Here is a 22,371-nt window from a genome sequence, read left to right as displayed (position 1 = left end):
ATTATTCCTATAATATCTTATTTCAATTTCATTAATAATAAATATTTTTGAAGTGCGACTTTGTGCAAAAACACAAGATTAAAATAAAACATAAGTGAAACCCGACCTCTCGAATATTATTTTTGAGTCATGTCTTTAATTTTACGTATGTAAAGAATTGCTATAAGAATTCCTGTTCCCCACATGATAGCTTTTCGGACAATACCCTCAAAAGATAAATCAATGTTAATTCCAGTTAAATTATTACCACCGGTGATAAAAAAGCATAATATCGCATAACATATTATTAATACACCAATATAAGCTAAAAAGCCGTTTATTCTCCTAACTTCAAAAAACAGAACTTTGTTTAATTTGTCTGGAATTAAAAGCAATACTTGGAATATTACTGTTATGGTGAATAGCATAACTGCTAAGTTAAAATTTGAATTCAATAAATTATCCACAGTCAGATAACCATAAATGCCTAAAAACAAACTCAATAATCCATATGCAGATGGATGATATCCAAAAATAATTTCATCGCCCTCAATGGAGCTATTGTCGTTGAAAACATCAGTCCTGAAAAATAAGGCTAAAAATGGAGGTAAGAATGCAAAAGCAATTAAGGATGCTTTTATTGTATTTTCAAGGATTAAACCTACAAATATAATATTTATTATCAGTCCCGGAATTAGATAAGAAAGAGTTTTGGAGATAATCTGATAGGTAGATCCAAACCTTATTTTGGAGTACCAACCATACTTTTCTTCATATTTTTCAAAATAGATTAACGGGTAACCTAAACCAATGAAAAATATCCAAATCCCAAACAACCATAAAAATATTAAAACCTCATGGGAAGTAACGAACATGTGCAATAACATGCAAGTTATAAAAATTAAAGGAATGAGAATAATGCCCATTCTTTCTGTCATTGACAAACTTCCAGGATCAGTTAAAATAATATATTTAAAAAATTTAGAATCCTTTTTCATAATATCAGAAACACATATACTTCATACAATCATAATGTAAATTATTTTAAACAATATATTTTAAGATACAATGTTATTTAAATTTATGTAAATTTCAAATTTTAATGAAATAGATACCGGAACATTATAAAAGATATTTGGTAACTATCAAACATTCCCATTTAATTTAACAAATTGAAAATTAATATAATCTGATTTTAACAATCTAAAAAGAATTATTTATATCATTGATTGGAAGATTCATAATTTTTTATAAAATAAAACATTATCACTATGATAAATCGAAAATTAAAAGAATTATTTTTTAAATAACTTTTAGTTACAAAAATAGAAAACTTTATATACTAACAAAAGGTAATGCAGAGAAAAATCGCATACTTACTATTTTGTCAGAATCTATCTAATCAAAAATTTCAATTTTGAGTAAGTATATTTTTAAAATTTTATTTACAAATGGTAACTACAAGAATAATTACATACTTACCATTAAATCAAATAACACTAAGACATCCTTATTCCAGAGTTAATTTCTACTTAAATATTCTTTTTCATGTTCATACAATTCATCATTGATTTCAACTTCTTTTACAAATAGTTCATTTATCCTATTCTTATCAGGAATTTTCTTTTTATTCTTATGGAACAGTTCGACAAAAATAAATTTACTTTCTTCTTTATCAAAGAGGAATGTTATTCTGAAACCTGAATTTACACCTTTATTTATTCCTTCACAACGGAACTTTTTAATAATGAATGCTGGCACGTTCACATGATTCTCTAAACCTGCCATACGCATACAAACATGGGATTCGAATTTATCTGATTCCGAAAGATGTTGGATTAAAATATCGTACAAGAGTTTAAAGTCGCTTTTAATTGTAGGGCATTGGTGTCTGGCGAAAGTTTTTTGAAACTCTTTTTTAAATTTATGATGGTATTCAAATGTGTAACCCTTGTACTCAGTCATCGTACTCCCTCACAGAATATTCAGGATCCCTATAAAAGACAGCTTCATAATTTAATATTTCACCATCTTTTGCTAATCTCCAAGGAATATCACCGTGAGAATATTTACTTATCTCTTCAGAATAGAAATGAGAAAGTTTATTGATTGTATCGTCCATTACTTGAATCTCATCAGAGGATAATAAACTGATATCCGGGTCTGTTAATGAGGAATATTTATATTTTAAATAATTTATAACACGTTCGGAACTCTCAGCTATTTTTTCTTCATCAATTAATTCACCAATAGCTTCAAAAAAGTGTGAAGGAACTGGTCCCATTTGTTTTCTAATATAAGTTTCACCGCTAATCGGTTTTTCATATTTCTCATAATTATCAAAATCAGAAAAATACAATAATTTATATAATACAACCCTAGCAAAATTATCCTTTGTGTGACATCTGCTGATAATGTAGTGTATCATTGATTTAAATTTTTCAGAGTCATAACTTATATTATCATTCATTTAAAAACCCCATTACAGTTTTAAACATTGAAAAAATAATTTCACAGTATAATATATGAAACCGAGCATATAAATAATATCGTGTAACTAGTTTTAATATATCATTCAATACCTTGAAGTTAATTATTATTGAAATTTTAATAATAATTAGTTTATAATCGTTTAAATATCTTTTTATTTGCTTTTAGAACAATTTTACAATATTAAATCAATTTTACAAACTCAAAACAATTTTTAAGAAAAGTTACTAGATTACAAAACATTTGAAAAAATGAAGAATTGAGTAAAACTTCAACTTGTGCAAAAATTGCACATGTTAAAAAAAAAGAAGGTAATCATCAACCATCATAAATTTTTTATTTTTAATTAAAACTATTTAAATCACAAAAATAAGTAATTTAATAAATTTTAAAAAATTAATCATCAACCATATACTATAAATATTTTTGAAATGTGATTTCGCACAAAAATACAGTATTAAATTGAAATATTTTTCGAACTGACTTTAATATGAAAAATATTATTCCCTATCCATATCTTTAATTTTCCTTACAAAAAGTATCACTAAAATAATAGTAATAATCCAAATAACAGATTTTCTTATAATTGATTCAAAAGAGAAATCAATATTATTAAAATTGATTCCATATGAACCTAATATCATAGATATTAAGAAAAATATTATAATTAATGAAATCAAAAGTACTATGCATCCTTTCTTTCTTCTAACTTCAAATGATAAGATTTTATTGAATTTATCTGGAATGACAAATAATATTTGAAAAATTAAAGTAATTAAACCTAAAGTTATTGCCATGGTTAAGTTACTTAATTTAAATGCATTAAAATAACCGTAAATTCCCACAGCCAAACTTAACAATCCATACCATGTTGGAATATAACCTAAAATAATTTCTTCCCCTTCAATACAACTTCCATCATTAAAAACATCATTTCTAAAGTATAATGCCAATGACGGTACAATGAAAGCAGAGGAAAGAATGATTCCTAAATTCAATTGGTTTAAAAAATAACTAATTGTAATTATTGCAATAATGATTCCTGGAACTGAAAATACCATCAATTTAGACAAAAATTCATAAGGACTGCCAAATCTAATATCTGACATGATTTTATATTTCTTTTCCAATCTTTCATAATCCAAAATGTAATAAAACCAAGGACTAAACAAAATGCAATATAATATCCAAATTACAATACTAAAAAAGTCATTTAAATTAATATATGTTAATATGGCCAATAATAAGAGAGGAACAGTGTAAATTAGTATAGAACATACTCTTTCCACCATTGATAAACTTTTAATGTCCAATGGAAACATTATTTTCAATATTCGTGAATTGCCCATATTCACCACCTGTAAATTATTTTTGATATATTACTATCACATTTAATTGTATAAAAATCTTGTGCAGTTTAATATTGACACACCCATTAAAAAAAAATAGTTATTTTAAAATTATACCCAATATAATTTAACTAATTGAAAATACATATAATCAAAATTTAACAATTTAAAAAGCATTATTTATATCCTTGATTGAAAAACTCATGATTATTATAAAATAAAGCATCACAAATATGAAAAATCAAAGATTAAAAGAATTACTTTTTAATTACTTTTAGTTATAAAAATAGAAAACTTTATATACTTACAAAAAGTAAATAAAATATGTTAATTACAAAATTATCAATATGGAGTGTGAAAACTATGGTAAGCACAGACGATATTGAAACTAAAATTTCAGACAAAAAAGAAGAATTTGATGAAAAAGTCGAAGACGTAAAAGAAGAATTCGATGAGAAAAAAGAAGAAGCAAAAGAAACCTTTGAAGACAAAAAAGAAAAAGGTAAAAACATTGCAGACAATGTGATTAGCGATTTATCAAAAACCATTGATGAATTCAAAGAAAATCTCAAAAACATGCAGAAAAATGCTGATCAAAGATATCAAGATTACAAAAAAACAACCGTGCAGACTTTAGACATTGATTTGGTGGAAACCAAAGAAAGTTACTTCATCAAAGCAGCAGTTCCTGGAGTCAGCAAAAAGGACATTTTAATTGAAGCTGGCGACAATGACATTACCATCGAAACTACCTTTGTTCCATACATCGAACAATTCGACGAAGAGGATGAAGCTGAAGTAATTGTTTCTGCAATCAAAACCGGAAGATGCGTAAAAACCGTAAGATTTGAAAACAGCATTGATATTGAAAACATCAAAGCAAAATTCAGAAACGGAACCGTTACTGTAACCCTTCCAAAATTAATCATACCAAAACATAAAGTCAAAGTAGAATAATCATTCTACTTTTCTACTCTTTTTTTCTTAAACCTTTATATTATACTTAAACCAACTATTTTTATGAAAGATAAAATTGCGCTTGCACCATGTAACGGAATGAGTCCCAACGGACTGGTCTGCCGTGTTGCGGTGGGAGATTTTAAAAAGGAAAATGAAAATGCAATATCCATCTGCATGGGCTCAACATCAGCAGACATTGAAAACAAAAACACCGAAATGCTTAAAAAATATCCAATAATAGCCATCAACGGATGTTCAAACAACTGCGTAAACACCATCCTGGAAAACAAGGGCGTTAGTGTTGCCAAAACAATTAATGCAGGTGACGTTTTAGAAAAATGTGATGTCAGTGCTAAGGATTCATTCAGACTGGACGGCGATGGTGAGGAGTGCGTAAAAATAATTAAAAAAGAGTTGGAAAAACTCTTTTAGTATCTGACTTTTCCGATGTGTCTGGTTGCACCTGGATCTTCGCCTGTGAAGTGGGCGAGATAGTATACAAACCATTCAAGAGGAATTACAAGAATAAACGGAGACAACAGTTTGTCCACGCTTGCATAATCCTTCAAATCGTAGAGTATTGTTTTTGCCTCTATGTTATCGCAAAAGTCAATTGCCTTTTGGGTTATCTCGTCGGATTCAAAGTCAGACCTTAAAACAATAATCGGAACATCTTTTTCTGCCCTTTCAATCAGACCGTGTCTGAACTCAGCTGCATATTCAGGACAGGCATGTTTTATTGCCCCTTCCATAAGCATTGTCATTGCAAGCTTGTATGCAAGTCCGAAGTTAGGTCCGCTTCCCATACAGTAGAAAATGTCTTCCTCAGCGTATTTTTCGGCCAGATCCCTGTTTTCATCTTCGGTTAAAAGCAGAAGTTTTTCAAGCATTTTAGGCATGTCTGAAAGTTCCGCCAACAGCTCATCCCTGTTTTCATAGTCTGATGCCTTGAATAGAATCTGATACAGGCAGGCAAGTTGGGTAATGTAGGTTTTGGTACCTAAGATTGCAGTTTCTGTGTCGCCTCTTGTTATTATTGGAGTTTTAGCTTCGGCTATCATTGAACTTTCAGGTTCATTTGAAATGGAAACTGTGTGGATACCGAATTCATTGGCCCTTCTCAATGCTGCAAGGGTATCTGCGGTTTCACCTGACTGGGATGTGAAAATAGCTATTGAATTTTCGTTTTCTATAAGTTTCTTGTTGTAGTAGAACTCATAACCGACATACACTTCAATGTCAATGTTTGTGGATGACATCCTAATTGCGTCACGGACGCTGTAACAGGTTGATATTGAACTTCCGCAACCGATTAAATAGACTTTGTCCGCCTCTTCGACTAATTTTGAGACTTCATCCATCTTTTCATATTCACTTTCAAACGTTCTTTGAAGTGCTTCTGGCTGTTCCATCATCTCATCATACATTTTATATTTCATGGCTTAAACTCCTTTAAAATTAATAACTAATATTAATATGTAGTAATTCAATATATAAAAATGTTTATCAAAAAATGCAAAAATGATTGTTATGCAAATCGATTTATCTTTAATTGGAATGGAAAAAGGAAGGCAATATGAAACAATAATAACCACCGAAAATGGTGAAGGTGTGAAAAATGCCGCTCCAATGGGTGTGATTTGCTCCGGCAGTGACATGATTTTAACCAGAATATTTAAGGGAAGCCACACTTTGGACAATATAATCACCCAAAAGGAGTTTGTTGTAAACATCACCCACTCTCCAGAGATTTTTACCTCTTCACTTCTTGGAAATCTGGATGATGAATGTTTCAATGATGATTTGTCCCTTAAAGATTGCAATGCATATTTCAAATGTGAAGCCATAAGCTTTACCGAAGCCGTAAAACAAAGCGATCCCATTAAAAAGAAAGGCGAGGCAATCATCATCAAATCAAAAGTCACAGAACTTAACATCAAAAAAGACACGGCTGCATTCAACCGTGGTTTCGGCTATGTTATCGAATCTCTGACCAACTTTTCACGCTTCGATCTGGTCGAAGGGGATTTGAAGGATTTTTACATAAAACGTTTCAGGGAAGCCTATCGTGTCGTAAAGAAAGTCGGAACCAAACAGGACATCAAGGCAATGAATAAAATAAAAAAAGAATTGAAAGCTAAAGGTCACGACATTTAGCTTCTTATGACATCCATAAATTCGAAACTGTCCCCATCAAACAGTCCCTTATCAGATATTTTGATTGACGGAATTACCAGAAGCGCCATGAACGCCATTGTCATGAAAGGTGAGTCCAGTGTGCATCCAAGAGCGGCAGTCATCTTGTGCAGGACGTCAAGCTTTTCGGCCACGACATATGCATCCTCATTGCTCATAAGTCCAGCTATCGGAAGTGCAAGTGAATCTTCAAAGTCTTCGCTTACAACTGCAATTCCCCCATGATTGTCTATTACCTTGTTGACCGCTTCAGCCATCATGTCAGAGGAATATCCAACAGCAATGATGTTGTGTGAGTCATGTGCTACCGAAGATGCTATTGCTCCTTTTTTGAGATTGAATCCTTTTATAAACGCATTTGAAACCTTGTCTCCACCATACCTTTCCACAACGGCAATCTTTAAAACGTCCTGATATATGTCAGGCTGGACCTTTCCGTCCCTAGTTTTTAAAACTGCAGTAGTCTTTTCTGTTAAAAGTTCACCGTTGAAGCATTTGATTACATTGACTTCGCATTCTTCACCGTCGAAATATACTTCAAAGTCATCAGCAACCTTTTTGGAGGTGTTGATTGAGTTTTTATGAGAAATTTCCTCCACATCAAACAATACGTCTTCACCGTCAAAGACGCATTCCCCATCAATATAAGTTTTAAGGACATTGAATTCACGCAGGTTGTCGATTATTACAAAGTCTGCTTTTGCCCCTGTAACTATTGCTCCTTCATGCAGGCCGAAGTGTTTTGCCGGATTGATTGTTACCATTTCAATTGCCTGAATGATATCTATTCCAAGGTCTGCAGCCTTTTTGACTGACTTGTCCAGATGGCCTTCAAGAAGGTCATTAGGATGCTTGTCATCGCTAACTATGAAGTCAAATATTGGAGAGTGAAGTCTTCTCTCGATTATTTCAGTCGGCACTATGCTGAATCCATCCTGTTTTTTCAAGTGGTTTAACTTCTCTGAAAAATCAAAGAGAGCCTCCATATTTTTAGCAGATGACCCATCACGAACCATAATTTTCATGCCTTTCTGCTTTTTTTCAATAGCTTCTGCAAAATTACTGCATTCGTGATCGGTTACTATATGTTGAGCCACATATTTATCCAAATCTCTTCCACTTACAAGTGGGGCATGACCATCGATGGGTTTGCCTGAAGCCCTTGCAAGTTCCAGTTTTCTTAGCACTTCAGGATCACCACCTATTACTCCAGGGAAGTTCATCATTTCAGCCAAACCAACGACTTCTTCCTTTTCAAGAAGATATCCTATGTCTTCAGCGTCAAGAACTGCTCCGGATGTTTCAAAAGAGGTTGCAGGAACACATGAAGGCGCTGTGAAATAAAAGTTAAACGGAACCTTTGAGGCATCCTCAATCATGAACTCGATACCGTCGATTCCTGCGACATTTGCGATTTCATGAGGATCACATACAACAGAAGTAGTACCGTGGCGAACGGCAATCTTTGCAAACTGCTGAGGTGTAATCATACTGCTTTCAATGTGGATGTGCGCATCAATGAATCCCGGAACAAGCAAACCGTCCACATCAATTTTGGTTTCTTCAGTAACGACAATCGGTTCGATTTCCTTAAAGAATCCGTCTTCGATTGTTATTCTGCCAGGATAAATAAATTCTGTTAAGACATCTAAAATATAGGCAGTGAATTTCATTTTCTAGTCTCCATGTAAAGCATTATAAAGAAGCGGCAGGAATGTACCGATATCGGTTACGATACCTACAACCTGAGCGCTGCCCCTGTCGGACAGTTTGGTAACTGTAGACGGATTGATGTCTACACATATGCTTTTGACTCTTGAAGGAAGCAGGTTTCCTGTAGCGATTGAATGAAGCATTGTTGCAATCATTATGACCATGTCCACTTCCTGGGCATACTTTCTCATTAGCTTCTGGGCTTCAACAGTATCGGTTATGACATCCGGAAGAGGTCCGTCGTCACGGATGGAACCTGCAAGAACATATGGAACGTCATTTTTAATGCACTCATACATTATTCCCCCTGTCAGTGTTCCGTCCTCAACTGCTTTTTGAATGGAACCGGAATTGTTGATTTTGTTGATTGCCCTCATATGGTGGGTATGGCCGTGAGCAACGATTTTTCCTGTTTCCACCTCGATACCAAGAGAAGTTCCAAAAAGATTGGATTCTATATCGTGGGTAGCAAGGGCGTTACCTGCCATGATAACATCAATGTATCCCTCTTTAACCAAGGATGCGAGATATTTTCCTGAACCGGTGTGTACGATTGCAGGTCCTCCGACGATTCCTATTTTTCCGCCTTTGGCTTTTATTTCCTTCATTTCCTTGGCGATTCCATTGATTAAGTTCATCAGAGGCTTTTCGGAAGATACTTCACTGTTCATGAACTCGAACACCTGCTGTTCGTCCCTTGATCTGTGAGGTGGAGTTACCCTTACACCGTCAAGGCCCACAACAATCATGTCCCCTGCCTTTACATTGGCTATTGGCTTTACAAAAGCCCTTTCGGCTTCCTCATCAACTACAACCAGACAGTCCATTTCAATCTCTTCAACCAGAATCCAGTTTCCCTTATAGTAGATGTGAGTTGTATGATTAGATGATGAATAAAAACCTTCAGGAGCAACCTTGTCTTTTGTTGATGCCACCAGTTTGACCTCTTTGATTTCATCTATGGATGCACCAAGAACAGACAATTCATCTAAAATTGAATTCAATAACTCGGGAGAATCTGCAGAAACTTCGATTTTAGCTCTACTTACATCTGATTTTTTACGTCCAACATCGATTTCCAAAATGTCAAATTCTCCGCCTTTGTCCATGATTATGCCCATTGTTTTTGTAAGTGTCAATGAGTCGATAATATGGCCTGAAAGCTCTATAGTTCTTTTATTCATAATATTTGCTCCAATAGTTAATATTATAGATTTATGTTATGGTGATATTTAATGGTATTGAAAAAAAGAAAATTTGAAAATATTATCTGAATAATATTTTCATTTAAAATATTAAATCCAAGTCAAATATTTTCCTGCAATGTTCTGAATGTTATCTTTCAGATAAATATTTGAAATGTATGCACAGACAATTCCAAGGATGATTAGAAGAATTATTTGTCCTCCAAAAATCCAGTCATAGACTCCTGCTACAAAACCCCCATACCAAAACTCGACCAACGGATTTTCCAATAGTCCTAAAAGCAAACCCACAATCAAACCCATTATGGTAGCGTTGGCTTCATTGTCAACAAGACCTGCAAAAAATCCTGCGCTAAGAATTATCGCAAAAATGAATGAAAGCCATGAAAATCCAATCAAGAGCCCTATTGAAGACAATACTAAAGCAACCACCAATGAAATTATTGTCGGCTTTATGATTGAATTCAAATCAATTTTATCGACGAACCCCTTATTTTCGATTATTGGCTTTGAACCAGTTTCAAGATTGGTTCCGCATTCCTGACAGAATGGATTTTCATCATCTATAGGGAAACCACAGTTAGGACAGGTCTTAACCACTTTAGGTGGTTGTTTCTGTTCCACTTTAGCTCCGCATGTCGGACAGAACAATACATTTTCAGGCACTTCAGAGCCACAACCCTTGCATCTGTTGCCATTATCTGTTTCAACTTTTGAACCACAGGAAGAGCAGAATGTTACATCATCTTTCAGTGCAGCTCCACAATTGCCACATACTTTTTCATCCTTTGATTCGACAGGCGCCTCTTGTGATTCTTCAAATGAATTTCCACAGTTGGGGCATGTATTAAATGAATCATCAACAGTAACCCCACAACGACTACATTTAACCATATTCTGCACCTAACCAAACAATAAATCCTTTTTAAACTGATCGAACTCATCTTGGGTTATTGCACCACTTTCAAGCAATTCCTGGAATTCCTTAATTTGCTGAGCTTTTGTCATTTCTGCAGTCTGATTTTCAATGACTACCTTTTGAGGCTGATTTCTTAAGCTTTCAAAAAGTTCAATCAGGTTCTGACCGAACTTGTAGCTTGGAAGTCTGATTTCATAGAATGTGTTGTCAACAAGCTTTATTAACAGTCTGTCAAACATGTCTGCACTGTCATTGTTTGCAATCAAATCCTTGAATCTAGTTGCTTTAAGTGATTGGATATCGTTTTGTATGACCCTTTTGATGTCATGTGCAGATGTTGGGGCTCTTTTAGTGATGTCCTCATATCTGCTTTCATCTCCAAGACCTAAGGTTACCCTCATTGAAACGATTTTGTCGAAATAGAAATTGTTTATTCCTGCATTGACCTTTTCCCAGTCCCTGTTGTCGATTTCCATGAACACAAACTTATCATCCTTTATCATGAAAAATCCATCAATCATTGTTTCATTACCAAATGCCTTGGAAACATTCATGAACGGAATTCCTGCTGAATCAAACAGGTACCTGTCAGTGAAAAGCGCATTAAGGGTTCTGTGCTTTGATGTTCCTTGTTCCAATTTGTTGAATCTGCGAACACTTGTCAAGAAATAATCCTCATCCTTAATGCCGAATTCCTCTGCAAGTTTATCGTATCTTTCAAGAATTTCATTACGTCTTGCATTCCATTCCTGCTTTTTGAATGATACTGAAGCACCGTTGGCCAATTTGTACCCACATTCGACGCAGAAATTTGTGTCTTTGGAGTTTTTTGCACCGCATTTTGGGCAAATGCCAGAATCGCTTTCAAATCTTTCTACCTTTTCTCCACAGTTAAAGCAAAAGTCAGATCCAACAACTTCCGCTCCACAATTACTACATTTAACCATCATTAACACCTATTGCTGATTGATTGTTTTTCTGATTCTGTTTCCCCAATCCTTTTCTTCGATATTATTTACGGTAGACTGCAGGTCACTGGAGACATCCGCAATTGAAGAGTTTAGGGAATTGATTTTGTTTTCCATGATATCGATTTCAAGCTTCATGAACCCCTTCTCAATATCAGTATATGTTTTAGAAGTTTCTTCTGAAATCATCACCACTTCAGTACCCTCGTTCAACAAGTCCATCAGTCTTAAGAATACATGTTCCTGATGCTGCTTTTCATATTCTTTAATATCTGAAGCACTGTAGATTCTATCAAGAAGCATTTTAATTACATTAATGAAATCCTGCCTGTCTGAGTGTTCATTGACATTGTTTGGAAGAATATCTGTTTTAAGCAAAAATACTGAGTCAATATTTTCGTCTTCCTTTAAAACCAGAGAATATCCTTTTCCTTCAATGTAGACTAAAGCAATTGATTGGTTGTTGTAAATTTCAACTTCCACCTTTGAAAATTCCTTTGGAATTGACAAAAAGTCTAAATTTCTCACTAACATGTTTTTCACCTAAATTTTATAGTATTTGCATAATGAATCAAATCATCAAGGTTATGACCACCAACAAAAACGACTTTGCTTGCATCGCCATTCACTTTACCAACGAGATATGTGGGAGTATTGTGCATGGAATAATCTGTTTTTAGCACCAAAGAATTTTCATCATCATTATGAATTTCATACAGATATGTATAAGTCAAATCATCAACTGCATACTGCAATACATTTGATTCGCCATCACCAAGTAAAGAATCATCATAGTAATAAACTACCATCTCATTTTCATCCAAATCGCAGCCGGCATTCTCTTCCCAATATTCGTCCGCACAGCCCAATGCACCATTGGCCCTGCACCAAGCAACATTGGAGTAATGGCTGCCAAATGGGACTTCCATCGTGAAATTCCCATCGAAATCCTGAGTGGAAGTTATTGGCATTATCAAACACAATGCAATGATGACAACCAAGATTAAAATGAAAATTTTTTTGTTCATGGACTTTCACCTTCAATGTTAATATATAGGATATGCACCTCATATAAACATTGCTATTAGCATGCTACTATCGTATACATATCAATAAAATAGCCAATGAATAAACTAAAAAATATGAGCAAAAAAGATGACATGAGCATAATATCTTTACTTGCAAGGTCCAAAAAAAGAATAAGCGTGCTAAAATCACTTGAAAAGGAAGACAAAATTCCTTCAAAAATCAGCAAAGACATAAAAGACAACAGCAATCATGTCTCTAAATATCTAAAAACTTTAAAAGAAGCGGAACTTGTGGAATGCCTCAACGAGGATGACAAAAGATACAGATTCTACAGCATCACCGATAAAGGCAAATACTACCTGGATAAAGTTGAAAATGAATATAGTGATGATTAGCTATACCTTTAAGGCATCCTGCTTGCATGAATGAACACATTCGAGACACAAAATGCATTCCGTACCGTTGACCCTTTTTTTTGAATTATTCATCATGTCCACATCCATCGGACATGATTTGATGCATTTGTTGCATTCAATGCATTTTTGCTTATCGACAGTTACTCTTAAAATTGAAAAATAGCTTGAAATCTTTAAAAATACTGTAATTGGACATACATACTTGCAGAAAGCACGATTATCCTTAAGTTTAAATGCCAAAACAATTCCGACAGCATAATAAATGATATTGCCAATTATAAAGAGATAAAACATTATCAGGTCCAAATCAGATACTTTAAATATGAATAATCCGGCTACAAAGCAAAATATTAAAGCAAACAATATGTATCTTACATATCCCCAATTTTTTCTTTCGTTTTGGGAAGTATTATATGGAAGCAGATCCAGAATCATTGCTGTCCAGCAGGCATATCCGCACCATCCACGGCCAAAAAGGAATGGCCCTGCTATCTTTGCGATTAAATAATGAATTACTGCCGCTTCAAAAACGCCTGAAAAAAGATAATACCAAAAACCTGACATCAACATGTTTTCATGGCCCATTATTCCAACATAGATTAGGATGTATGAACCAACCGCAAGCATTATAATGTTTCTTGCATAACTCTTGTTTTTAGCCATTAAGAATAATTCTAGCGAAATAGCTGTTCCGATATATAGGAAATTGTATATGAAAAACGTGTTTGAAGTTAAAGTATAGACTATAACCGCTATTGCAATAAAAATCGTTTCCATTATAATTGGTGCCTTGATGTCCATAATTAACATATTTCAAAACAAGATACTAAGTTTTATCATGAAAGACTTTTTAGAGTAAAAAAAGTTATTCCACCAATGTTAAAAAATCATAGATTATTTTGGCTGCAAGAACTGCAGTGTTTTCACCTAACTTGTTGGTTGCGGTTTCAACAACATCAATGCCCACCACATTTTTGTGGGACAAAGTTTCAAGAATAATTTCAATATCAGAAACTCTTAAGCCCCCTGGAGTAGGATTTCCAACGCTTGGCGCTATTGCAGGGTCAACCACATCCATGTCTATTGAAATGTAGATTGGACCGTCGATATTGGTGAGATAATACTCCAGCGCATCCATGTGCTTGTGGGTTTCCTTGTTTTTGAATGTCTGGATGTTGTATGTGGATTTTACGAAAAGCTCCTCGTCTTCTGAAGATGATCTTATTCCGATTTGAACCAGATCAGCACCCATTTCATGAGCCCTTCTCATTACTGTTGCATGAGAATATTTTTCGCCTACAAACTCGAATGCGAGGTCTCTGTGGGCATCCAGATGAATCACTGTGAGTTTTTCATATTTTTCTGTCAATGCCTTGATTGCGCCGATTGAGGCTGAATGCTCTCCGCCGATTATTATTGGCTTTATATCCATGTCAAGAAGTTCGTTTACTGTGTCCTCTATTATCCTGCAGGTTTTCTCACAGTTTCCAGGAACGACATTGACGTCTCCGAAATCATAGAAGGTGGTGGTCAGGTCTTTGTTAAAAACAGTATTGTATTTTTCAAAACCAAATGATGCTTCCCTAACAACAATTGGTCCCAAACGTGAACCGGAATGATATGAAGTGGTACTATCAAACGGAACACCAATTATTCCATACGAATCATTAACGATTTCGTCATTTTCTGCAGAAAATGCAAATTTCCATGGTTCATAAGTATTCAAAAGCATAATTTTCAAAAGTGAAAATAATTAAGAGAATCTAGTTAGATCCTCTGGTTCTCATTATTTTCATGTTTCCTAAAGCGACTATGTATTCAACTTCAATACCTTCAACGATTGCGTCTTTTAAGTCTTCAGGCATTGGCAAGTCGATGGTGTCGTAGTTTTCCATATCCATAATCTGTACATTGTCACCTTGGATTGAGATAACTTGTCCTAATCTTTTGTCGATGATAGGAGTGTCCACTTTACTGTCCACTGGTTTTACGAGACTTCTTTTTTGTCCGTCGAAAACACCGATTGCTTCGATTCTTGCTTTTGCAGCACCGTGTTTACCAGGGGATGAAGTAGAGTAACTACTAATTTTACATGCTTCACCGTCTAAAACGATGTATTTTCCAACTTTTAATGTTTTAATTTCTACAACTTTTGTTGACATTAATTTTCCTCCAAATTTATAAAAACCGGTTTTTAATCTTATAATAAGGAATATTATTAGATTAGTATTAACTATCTATTCTATTTTATATAAAGTATTCGTTTATTTCGGATTTTTTTATAAAATGAAAAAAGTTTTTAATGAATTAATCCGTTATTTACCAAAAAGAGCCCAAGAGCCACACTAATCATAACCAAAATCACAACTACCCAGATTACAACAAACAGCTTTTTGGAATCGCTTTCGCCTTTTGTAATGTAGCTTTCGCCTTTCTTGTCTGAGGATATCTGGCGGTTGTTCTTATATTGACTGTCGTTTCTCAGGTAATTGTAAAATGCCCTTGAGATGAAATAGAACACCACAATCAATACCAAAGCCACAGCAGAGTATCTGCTTAGGGATTTGTTTACCAGAGTCAGTGAAGCCATTATCAGCACCAGCAAAATGAATAAAAGAACTGACAGTGCCATTGAAATATACTTGTTGAAAATCATTTTAGGTACACCAAAATTATTTTAAAACTTCATTATATAAATATGTTCCACCAAATATTAACATAAGTGATATAATGAAGATAGCTATTGTAAGTGGAAAAGACGAAGGCCCGACAAAACTGAATGCATTTGACAATGCCCTCACCGATGCCGGAATCGGTGACGTCAATCTCATTAAGGTATCAAGCATGCTCGGCCCAAATGCCGAAATCGTTGACTTGCCAAGCCTGAAACCCGGAGCCATGGTGAATTGCGTTCTCGCAGAGGTTACTTCAGACGTTGAAGGAGCTGAAATTACCGCAGCAGTTGCGCTTGCTATCGGAGAGGAGCTTGGATGTGTTGTCGAAACATCAGGAATTGACAAAAACCCTGATGACCTGATAGATGAGGCTCGTCAGATGGTTGAATACATGATGGACAAACGTGGAGTTGAAATAAAGGATTTAATTGTAAAACATTCCACAACCCGTGTAGAAAAGATAGCTTCAGCCATTGCTTCGGTAGTCTATGTTGACGATTAAAGGAAATGCTTTAGCCAATTTATATAACGATGAAAATATAATTATTACCAAAAAAGAGGTGTAAAGAATGGATGCTCAAGACAAGAAAATTGCAACCGACCTTGCATATGAAATCATAAAGGATGTAAGCAGAGCCACAAGACCTTATTTCGGAACCCCTGAAGCCGGTGCCAAAGTAAAAATCGGTGCAGACGGAACTCCCACATCCTACATTGACATCGTCGCTGAAGAGATTGTTATTCACATCCTGAAAGAAGCTCCCGTTTACTCATATATCATTAGCGAAGAAATCGGCGAGTTGAGATTGGGTAAGGGAACCAAAAGAAGCATCACTTTAACAGAAGAGCTCAGGCGTGATGACATTCCCGAAGATGAAAAACCGAAGTTCATCTTTTTGGTTGACCCTATTGACGGAACAACAAATGCAATCAAGGAAATTCCTGCTTTCGGTATTTCAATAGCTGTTGCAAGCGTTCCGGACGGCAGACTTGCTACGCTTGATGACGTTGAGCTTGCATTTTTAAGCAACCTTGCAAACGGTAATTTCTTTGAAGCCGAAAAGGGAAGAGGCTGCTGGCTTAACAACGAACAGGTTCAGCCAAGCGACATCGTAAACATAAGCAACATGACCCTTGGAGGATTTACAAAATCCAGTACAATAGAAGCGTCAAAGCTTGTCGACAATGCAAGAAGAATGAGGGTTTTGGGAAGTGTGGTTCTCGAGCTTTCATATGTGGCAAGCGGGAGGTATGACGCATTTCTTGACCTCAGGGGCTCAAGGATAATCGACATTGCCGGCGCAAAGCTTATTGTTGAAGAGGCCGGAGCAATCGTAACCGACAAGTATGGTGAAAAGCTAAACAACAAATTAAGCATCCATGAGCGAGCCATAGTCGTTGCGGCAAACAACCAGGTGCTTCACAGCCAGCTGATAGATATTCTAAATGACAATCAAACTGATTTAATCGCAAAAATTGGAGTCATAAGCAGAATCGATCAGAACAGGTCAATTCTCTTTTCAGCAAAAATCATCGATTACCTTTTAAGAAACGGCCGTGATGTGATTATCGAAAAGAGGCTGGCCCATAAACTGAGCGAACTGAAGCAGAATCCCGATTTGGAAGATGCTATTGCTAAAACCCGTAAAAAGCATCCGCAGATGGCCCATCTTCTTGAGGACATCAACTTCAACATTGACTACGATGCGCTTTCATGTGCGATATTTGACTTTGAATGCGACATGGCAATAATCCTTGGAGGGGACGGTACGCTTCTAAGGGCTGAATCCAAGATGAAGCCTGAAATTCCTATTTTTGGAATTAACATGGGAACTGTCGGATTTTTAACCGATACCGAAGTTCAGGATACATTCACATCCCTTGATGAAATCCTCAAGGGTTCATATTACAGGGAAAAAAGGTCAAGGCTTGTGGTATCCCACGAAAACAACAATTACTCAGCTGTAAATGAAGTGGTAATCATGACCGACCAGCCTGCAAAGATGCTTCACTTTGAAATCAAGGTGGACGGGGAAATCATCGAGCAGGTAAGGGCTGACGGACTCATCATTTCAACCCCGAGCGGTTCTACAGCATATGCAATGTCTGCCGGAGGACCTATTGTGGATCCTAAAGTCGGCGGATTCATCATCATTCCAATCTGTCCGTATAAGCTTGGAGCAAGACCGTTCATTGTCTCCGACAACAGTGAGATTACCGTGAAACTGCTTAAGAAAGGAAAAAGCGCAGTGTTCGTTATGGACGGTCAGAGAAGCGAAGAGGCAAGATATGAAGAGGAAATCAAATTCAAGAAATCCGAAAAGGACGTCTACTTCATAAGAACCTCCACCAAATACTTCTACAAGAAAGTTAAGGACAAACTCAACGAAGGCGGATTAAACGAAACTCCTCGGTGCAATAATGAATAGATTAGTGATTGACCTAACCCACGGAGGCGTAAAGATTGCCGTAAGCCTTGCAAAAAAGGGTAAAAGTGTCCTTGCATATGACATCTACAATACCCTTGGAGACATTGACAGGCAAATGCTTGAGGTCTATGATGTTGAGCTTATTGAACTGGAGGATTTAAAGGATTTCAGGGGAGATATGGAAGTTATCTATCCAATTCACCTCCCATTAACCTTAGATGAGATTGCCGCACACAATCCCGATTTGAACTATACTTTCAAAACCCATCATGAAGCTGTTTTTGATATTTTGGATGGATGGGGAGACGACATTGACAAAATAGAGATTACCGGAGTCAAGGGAAAGACCAGCTGCGCATTCATGCTTAAGGAAATACTTATTGATGATGATCCCCTTATTTTATCAAGCCTTGGCGCCATCTTATATGAAAACGGGAGGGAAATGATTCTTAAAAAGGACATTTCAATAACGCCTGCAAACATAAAGGAGACCATTGATCTGGCCTATAAGGTTGCAAATCCGATTTGTATGATTGCTGAAGGCAAAGTAAAAAGCGAAAACCTTAAAAAATACTCATCAGCAATCTTTGAATCATCACTCGGCACAAGCGGTATAGGCGATGTCGGGCTTTTGACAAACATAGCTGAAAACTATCCGATTGCCAGAAACAGAAGCACCGCAGCCGAAGCCAAAAGGCAGGTTTTCAGATGCGGCATTGTTGTGTGCAACAGGAAAAGCCTTGATGAATACTACCTTGATGTCGAACATCCGAAAATCAACTCATTTTCAATTGACGATAAGTCTTCAAATCTTTATGTCAAAAACGTGAAATATTCCCTTGATTTGACAGAAATTGAGATGGAATACAGAGATGTTTCGACAAAATCCGGCGAAATCATAAGCGGTGAAATTTCACTTAAAACATTTGCACCGGGCCACCATCATGTTTCAAACGTTTTGGGAGTTGTTCTAACAGCATTATCATTAAACATCCCCCATGAAAAGATAATAAATGGATTGGCAAACTTTAAGGGAATTACTGGAAGGACCAACAAAAGAAGTAAGGGCAATTCCACAATAATTGAAGAGATAAATCCCGGAATCAATACTGAGGCAATAAGGCAATCCATCGCGATGATTGAAAATACTGGCGACTATTATATTGCAGTCGGAGGAGACTACGGAATAACCTGTGAAGAAATAGATGAAGACAAGGTTTCAAAATATTTAGACACAATTAACTCACAAATTATCCTTACAGGAGACGTGGGCCTTTCAATAGCCGAAAAAATGACTAAAAATGCAGAATATATAAAAGATTATAATGACGTTTATGATAAGGCCATTAAAGACGGTAAAAATCTTCTGTTCATCTACAGGTCCGATTACAGCAAATTGTCACAGAGATAATTTTAACTATTTTTTACATATAAAATTGAAACATTTAATAATAAATAGCTATAAAAATTAACAATGTAGAACTAGTTATAAGTTAAAACTTGTTTCTAGTAAATATTGATTTTTCTAGAAAGAAAAATTCGGAGATTAAAATAATGATTGTTGGAACTCGCGGAAGTCAGCTGGCTCTTGCTCAGACAAATCAGGTCTGTCAGGACCTCACAAGAATAACTGGCGAATCTATTGAAACTCAAATTATCAAAACCAAAGGAGACAAGATTACCACTTCCCAGCTTTACAATATGGACTCAAAAGGTCTTTTTACCAAGGAATTGGATATTGCACTGCTGGAAGAGGAAGTCGACTTTACTGTACACAGTTTCAAGGACCTGCCTAGCGAACTTGATGAGGACCTTGAAATCGTTGCGGTTCCAAAAAGAGAATCTCCACATGAAGTCCTCATATCCAATAAGACTTGGGATGAACTGGAAGCCGGTTCCAAACTTGGAACAAGCAGCCTTAGACGAGAAGCATTCTGCAATCTCTATGAAAAGGACTTTGACCTACAGCCGATTCGAGGAAACATAGAAACCAGAATCGACAAAGCCCTGAACAGTGATTTGGATGCTACAATAATGGCTGAAGCCGGACTTAAAAGATTGAATCTGACCGAATACATAAAGCAGGTATTCCCTCTTGATTACATCACACCTCCGGCAGGTCAGGGGGCGCTGGCCATCATCACACGTAAGGATTATGACAGAAAGGACAAGATTGCCAAACTGAACGATTACATTTCAATGCAGGAAGTTCTTGCAGAGAAAAAGGTGCTTGAGGAACTTGGTGTCGGTTGCCAATGGCCAATTGGTTCCATAGCGCAGATGAAAGGCAATGAATTTAATATTTATTCAATATTATTAACTCAAAAAGGAGAGATCCTTAAAGAGCAAACTGAAAAAGGTTCTATTAGAGATGCACTTGAGCTTGGCAGGCGCATCGGCGGAATTTTTGCAGATTATGTATAAACGGAGGAATTGAAATTGAAAACTGTTAACGTAGGAGTTATCGGAGTAGGAGCGATGGGTGAAAACCACGTGCGTGTATACCACAAACTACCGGAAGCAAACCTTTTAGCGGTTAGTGACGTTAGTGAAAGGGCACTTAAAAAAATAGAGAGAAAATATGGTGCCAAAGGATACACCGATTATTGCGAACTGCTCAAAAACCCGGAAATTGAAGCTGTAAGCGTATGTGTACCGACTACATTCCACCATGGCGTGGTTATGGAAGCAATAAAATGCGGCAAGCATGTTCTGGTTGAAAAGCCAATCGCATTTACATTGAATGAAGCTGAAGAAATGATTGCTGCTGCCAAAGAGGCTGGAGTAATCCTTGCTACAGGACATGTTGAGCGGTTTAACCCTGCAGTTCAAAAGGCTAAGGAACTTGTTGATGACGGCGTAATTGGAGATGTAGTATCCGCCTTTGCAAAAAGAGTAGGACCACTGCCACCTAGAATCAAGGACGTAGGTGTTTCAATAGACTTGGCTATTCACGATTTAGACATTATGAATTACTTATTTGAAGAGGAAGTTACCCAGGTTTACGGATCAATGAACAGCAGTTTTGACGATTCAGAATTTGAAGACCACGCTGAGATAATGGTCAACTTCGATAATGAATCCACAGGAATCATTGAAGTGAACTGGCTGACCCCATATAAACGCAGAGAGCTTGAACTTACAGGTACCGCAGGAATCATCTCTGTGGACTACATAAAGCAAAGTATCGAGGTATACGGTAAGTTCGCTCAAGACATTCAAATCAAACATGAAGAACCACTTAAAGGAGAGCTCACTTCATTTTTAAATGCCGTTGCAAATGATGAAGAACCTGAAATTACCGGTGAAGACGGACTTAAAGCTCTTAAAATGGTTATTGCTGCTAACAGATCATCTCAAGAACACAAACCAATTAGTTTTGATGAACTAAAAAAGTGATAATATGAAACAGAAATTAATCGATAAGGCTCAGGAATTAAGGCAACACGGTTTTACCACTGGTGAAATCGCTGATGAACTTAATGTAAGTATGGACACTGCAAGATGGCTGACACTTCAAAAGCAATCCGAAGTGAAAGCTGAAGCACCAGTGGACTTTGCAATCAACTGGAAAAGCATCGGAGGAAACTCAACCCGTTTGAGTTACGTTTCAGGTGCTTTAAGTGACATGGCTTTAACACACGGTGAAGCTGATGTCGTTTGCGGAATTGCAGTCAGCGGTGTTCCATTTGCAACTGTAATGGCTGATTTTTTAGAGGACATGACAGGAATTGATACTTCCCTTGCCATTTTCCACCCGAACAAACACAGAAAAGACAGTGACGAAAGCGATGACGAAGGTACCATCAGTACCAACTTCGGAAGTGTTGAAGGCAAAAAGGTTGTAATCGTCGATGACGTTATAACCAGTGGAAAAACAGCCAAAGAAGTAATCCACACAGTAAAGGATTTAGGCGGAGAACCTACATGTGTTACTGTGCTTATTGACAAAGCAGGCCTTTTGGAAATTGAAGGCGTGCCTGTTGAATCCCTAATTAAAGTTAGTAGATTATAATCTACTACAATTTTCTTATTTTTAAACC

General features: G+C 36.1%; 25 protein-coding genes. 10 read left to right on the top strand and 15 right to left on the bottom strand.

Features of this window, described 5'->3' with window-relative positions; genetic code table 11:
• Positions 1 to 116 precede the first annotated feature (116 nt).
• From Q0W04_RS05535 to Q0W04_RS05520, 4 genes are all read right to left on the bottom strand, one after another.
• The gene (locus Q0W04_RS05535; RefSeq protein ID WP_298501141.1) at positions 117 to 977 is read right to left on the bottom strand and encodes a hypothetical protein; all 861 of its coding nucleotides are present in this window, start codon (positions 975 to 977) and stop codon (positions 117 to 119) included.
• A 523-nt stretch (positions 978 to 1,500) separates the two neighbouring features.
• Positions 1,501 to 1,944, bottom strand: a complete 444-nt coding sequence (locus tag Q0W04_RS05530) for a hypothetical protein (protein WP_298501140.1) — start codon at positions 1,942 to 1,944, stop codon at positions 1,501 to 1,503.
• The gene (locus Q0W04_RS05525) at positions 1,937 to 2,449 is read right to left on the bottom strand and encodes a Panacea domain-containing protein (RefSeq protein WP_298501139.1); all 513 of its coding nucleotides are present in this window, start codon (positions 2,447 to 2,449) and stop codon (positions 1,937 to 1,939) included. Before Q0W04_RS05525 ends, Q0W04_RS05530 begins: the two co-directional genes overlap by 8 nt.
• Positions 2,450 to 2,969: 520 nt before the next feature.
• Positions 2,970 to 3,818 (bottom strand): hypothetical protein, encoded by an 849-nt coding sequence (locus tag Q0W04_RS05520; RefSeq protein WP_298501138.1) that lies wholly within the window; start codon positions 3,816 to 3,818, stop codon positions 2,970 to 2,972.
• A 363-nt stretch (positions 3,819 to 4,181) separates the two neighbouring features.
• Between Q0W04_RS05520 and Q0W04_RS05515 the strand changes: the two genes are divergently transcribed.
• Together Q0W04_RS05515 and Q0W04_RS05510 are read left to right on the top strand one after the other, a co-directional pair.
• Positions 4,182 to 4,775, top strand: coding sequence for an Hsp20/alpha crystallin family protein (locus Q0W04_RS05515; RefSeq protein WP_298501137.1), 594 nt, complete (start codon positions 4,182 to 4,184; stop codon positions 4,773 to 4,775).
• A gap of 63 nt (positions 4,776 to 4,838) precedes the next feature.
• Positions 4,839 to 5,210, top strand: a complete 372-nt coding sequence (locus Q0W04_RS05510; protein ID WP_298501136.1) for a putative zinc-binding protein — start codon at positions 4,839 to 4,841, stop codon at positions 5,208 to 5,210.
• Here the strand turns inward: Q0W04_RS05510 and Q0W04_RS05505 are convergent.
• Positions 5,207 to 6,217 carry an SIS domain-containing protein gene (locus Q0W04_RS05505; RefSeq protein ID WP_298501135.1) on the bottom strand — a complete coding sequence of 337 codons (1,011 nt, stop codon included), beginning with the start codon at positions 6,215 to 6,217 and terminating at the stop codon, positions 5,207 to 5,209. The two genes, Q0W04_RS05510 and Q0W04_RS05505, sit on opposite strands and share 4 nt — an antisense overlap.
• 91 nt (positions 6,218 to 6,308) lie before the next feature.
• Here Q0W04_RS05505 and Q0W04_RS05500 point away from each other — a divergent pair, with 91 nt between their 5' ends.
• Entirely contained in the window at positions 6,309 to 6,935 is a 627-nt protein-coding gene (locus Q0W04_RS05500; protein ID WP_298501134.1) for a DUF447 domain-containing protein, read from the top strand.
• On the opposite strand, the gene ade is transcribed toward Q0W04_RS05500, so the two are convergent.
• From ade to Q0W04_RS05470, 6 genes are all read right to left on the bottom strand, one after another.
• Positions 6,932 to 8,647: an adenine deaminase gene (gene ade, locus Q0W04_RS05495; protein WP_298501133.1), complete on the bottom strand. Its 1,716-nt coding sequence runs from the start codon at positions 8,645 to 8,647 to the stop codon at positions 6,932 to 6,934. The two genes, Q0W04_RS05500 and ade, sit on opposite strands and share 4 nt — an antisense overlap.
• 3 nt (positions 8,648 to 8,650) lie before the next feature.
• Positions 8,651 to 9,871 carry a TIGR00300 family protein gene (locus tag Q0W04_RS05490; RefSeq protein ID WP_298501132.1) on the bottom strand — a complete coding sequence of 407 codons (1,221 nt, stop codon included), beginning with the start codon at positions 9,869 to 9,871 and terminating at the stop codon, positions 8,651 to 8,653.
• Between the two features lie 111 nt (positions 9,872 to 9,982).
• On the bottom strand, positions 9,983 to 10,786 hold the full coding sequence (locus Q0W04_RS05485; protein ID WP_298501131.1) for a zinc ribbon domain-containing protein: 804 nt from the start codon (positions 10,784 to 10,786) through the stop codon (positions 9,983 to 9,985).
• Between the two features lie 9 nt (positions 10,787 to 10,795).
• Positions 10,796 to 11,758 (bottom strand): zinc-ribbon domain-containing protein, encoded by a 963-nt coding sequence (locus Q0W04_RS05480; RefSeq protein ID WP_298501130.1) that lies wholly within the window; start codon positions 11,756 to 11,758, stop codon positions 10,796 to 10,798.
• 9 nt (positions 11,759 to 11,767) lie between these two features.
• Positions 11,768 to 12,313 (bottom strand): hypothetical protein, encoded by a 546-nt coding sequence (locus Q0W04_RS05475; protein WP_298501129.1) that lies wholly within the window; start codon positions 12,311 to 12,313, stop codon positions 11,768 to 11,770.
• Positions 12,314 to 12,318: 5 nt separating this feature from the next.
• Positions 12,319 to 12,807: a hypothetical protein gene (locus Q0W04_RS05470; RefSeq protein ID WP_298501128.1), complete on the bottom strand. Its 489-nt coding sequence runs from the start codon at positions 12,805 to 12,807 to the stop codon at positions 12,319 to 12,321.
• Positions 12,808 to 12,921: 114 nt separating this feature from the next.
• On the opposite strand from Q0W04_RS05470, the gene Q0W04_RS05465 reads away from it, so the two are divergent.
• On the top strand, positions 12,922 to 13,203 hold the full coding sequence (locus Q0W04_RS05465; protein ID WP_298501127.1) for a winged helix DNA-binding protein: 282 nt from the start codon (positions 12,922 to 12,924) through the stop codon (positions 13,201 to 13,203).
• Here Q0W04_RS05465 and Q0W04_RS05460 read toward each other — a convergent pair whose 3' ends face one another.
• From Q0W04_RS05460 to Q0W04_RS05445, 4 genes are all read right to left on the bottom strand, one after another.
• Positions 13,204 to 14,025, bottom strand: coding sequence for a 4Fe-4S dicluster domain-containing protein (locus Q0W04_RS05460; RefSeq protein WP_298501126.1), 822 nt, complete (start codon positions 14,023 to 14,025; stop codon positions 13,204 to 13,206).
• A gap of 64 nt (positions 14,026 to 14,089) precedes the next feature.
• Positions 14,090 to 14,956 carry an agmatinase gene (gene speB / locus Q0W04_RS05455; RefSeq protein ID WP_298501124.1) on the bottom strand — a complete coding sequence of 289 codons (867 nt, stop codon included), beginning with the start codon at positions 14,954 to 14,956 and terminating at the stop codon, positions 14,090 to 14,092.
• 31 nt (positions 14,957 to 14,987) lie between these two features.
• Positions 14,988 to 15,386, bottom strand: coding sequence for a translation initiation factor IF-5A (locus Q0W04_RS05450; RefSeq protein WP_298501122.1), 399 nt, complete (start codon positions 15,384 to 15,386; stop codon positions 14,988 to 14,990).
• Positions 15,387 to 15,523: 137 nt separating this feature from the next.
• The gene (locus Q0W04_RS05445) at positions 15,524 to 15,880 is read right to left on the bottom strand and encodes a hypothetical protein (RefSeq protein ID WP_298501120.1); all 357 of its coding nucleotides are present in this window, start codon (positions 15,878 to 15,880) and stop codon (positions 15,524 to 15,526) included.
• A gap of 74 nt (positions 15,881 to 15,954) precedes the next feature.
• Between Q0W04_RS05445 and Q0W04_RS05440 the strand changes: the two genes are divergently transcribed.
• The 6 genes from Q0W04_RS05440 to Q0W04_RS05415 all read left to right on the top strand — a co-directional run bounded on the left by Q0W04_RS05440 (position 15,955) and on the right by Q0W04_RS05415 (position 22,343).
• On the top strand, positions 15,955 to 16,401 hold the full coding sequence (locus tag Q0W04_RS05440; RefSeq protein ID WP_298501118.1) for a pyruvoyl-dependent arginine decarboxylase: 447 nt from the start codon (positions 15,955 to 15,957) through the stop codon (positions 16,399 to 16,401).
• A 67-nt stretch (positions 16,402 to 16,468) separates the two neighbouring features.
• Positions 16,469 to 18,328 carry a bifunctional NADP phosphatase/NAD kinase gene (locus Q0W04_RS05435; RefSeq protein WP_298501116.1) on the top strand — a complete coding sequence of 620 codons (1,860 nt, stop codon included), beginning with the start codon at positions 16,469 to 16,471 and terminating at the stop codon, positions 18,326 to 18,328.
• The gene (cfbE, locus tag Q0W04_RS05430; protein ID WP_298501114.1) at positions 18,321 to 19,739 is read left to right on the top strand and encodes a coenzyme F430 synthase; all 1,419 of its coding nucleotides are present in this window, start codon (positions 18,321 to 18,323) and stop codon (positions 19,737 to 19,739) included. The genes Q0W04_RS05435 and cfbE overlap by 8 nt, the downstream gene beginning before the upstream one ends.
• 143 nt (positions 19,740 to 19,882) lie before the next feature.
• Positions 19,883 to 20,752, top strand: coding sequence for a hydroxymethylbilane synthase (gene hemC, locus Q0W04_RS05425; RefSeq protein WP_298501112.1), 870 nt, complete (start codon positions 19,883 to 19,885; stop codon positions 20,750 to 20,752).
• A 15-nt stretch (positions 20,753 to 20,767) separates the two neighbouring features.
• Positions 20,768 to 21,727: a Gfo/Idh/MocA family protein gene (locus Q0W04_RS05420; protein WP_298501110.1), complete on the top strand. Its 960-nt coding sequence runs from the start codon at positions 20,768 to 20,770 to the stop codon at positions 21,725 to 21,727.
• A gap of 4 nt (positions 21,728 to 21,731) precedes the next feature.
• The gene (locus tag Q0W04_RS05415) at positions 21,732 to 22,343 is read left to right on the top strand and encodes an orotate phosphoribosyltransferase-like protein (protein WP_298501108.1); all 612 of its coding nucleotides are present in this window, start codon (positions 21,732 to 21,734) and stop codon (positions 22,341 to 22,343) included.
• Positions 22,344 to 22,371 lie beyond the last annotated feature (28 nt).

Origin of the sequence: uncultured Methanobrevibacter sp., assembly GCF_947170395.1 — an archaeon.
In the GTDB taxonomy this organism is placed as follows: domain Archaea; phylum Methanobacteriota; class Methanobacteria; order Methanobacteriales; family Methanobacteriaceae; genus Methanocatella.
Note: the sequence above shows the minus strand (reverse complement) of the source record. Positions and strands in the feature narration are given on the sequence as shown.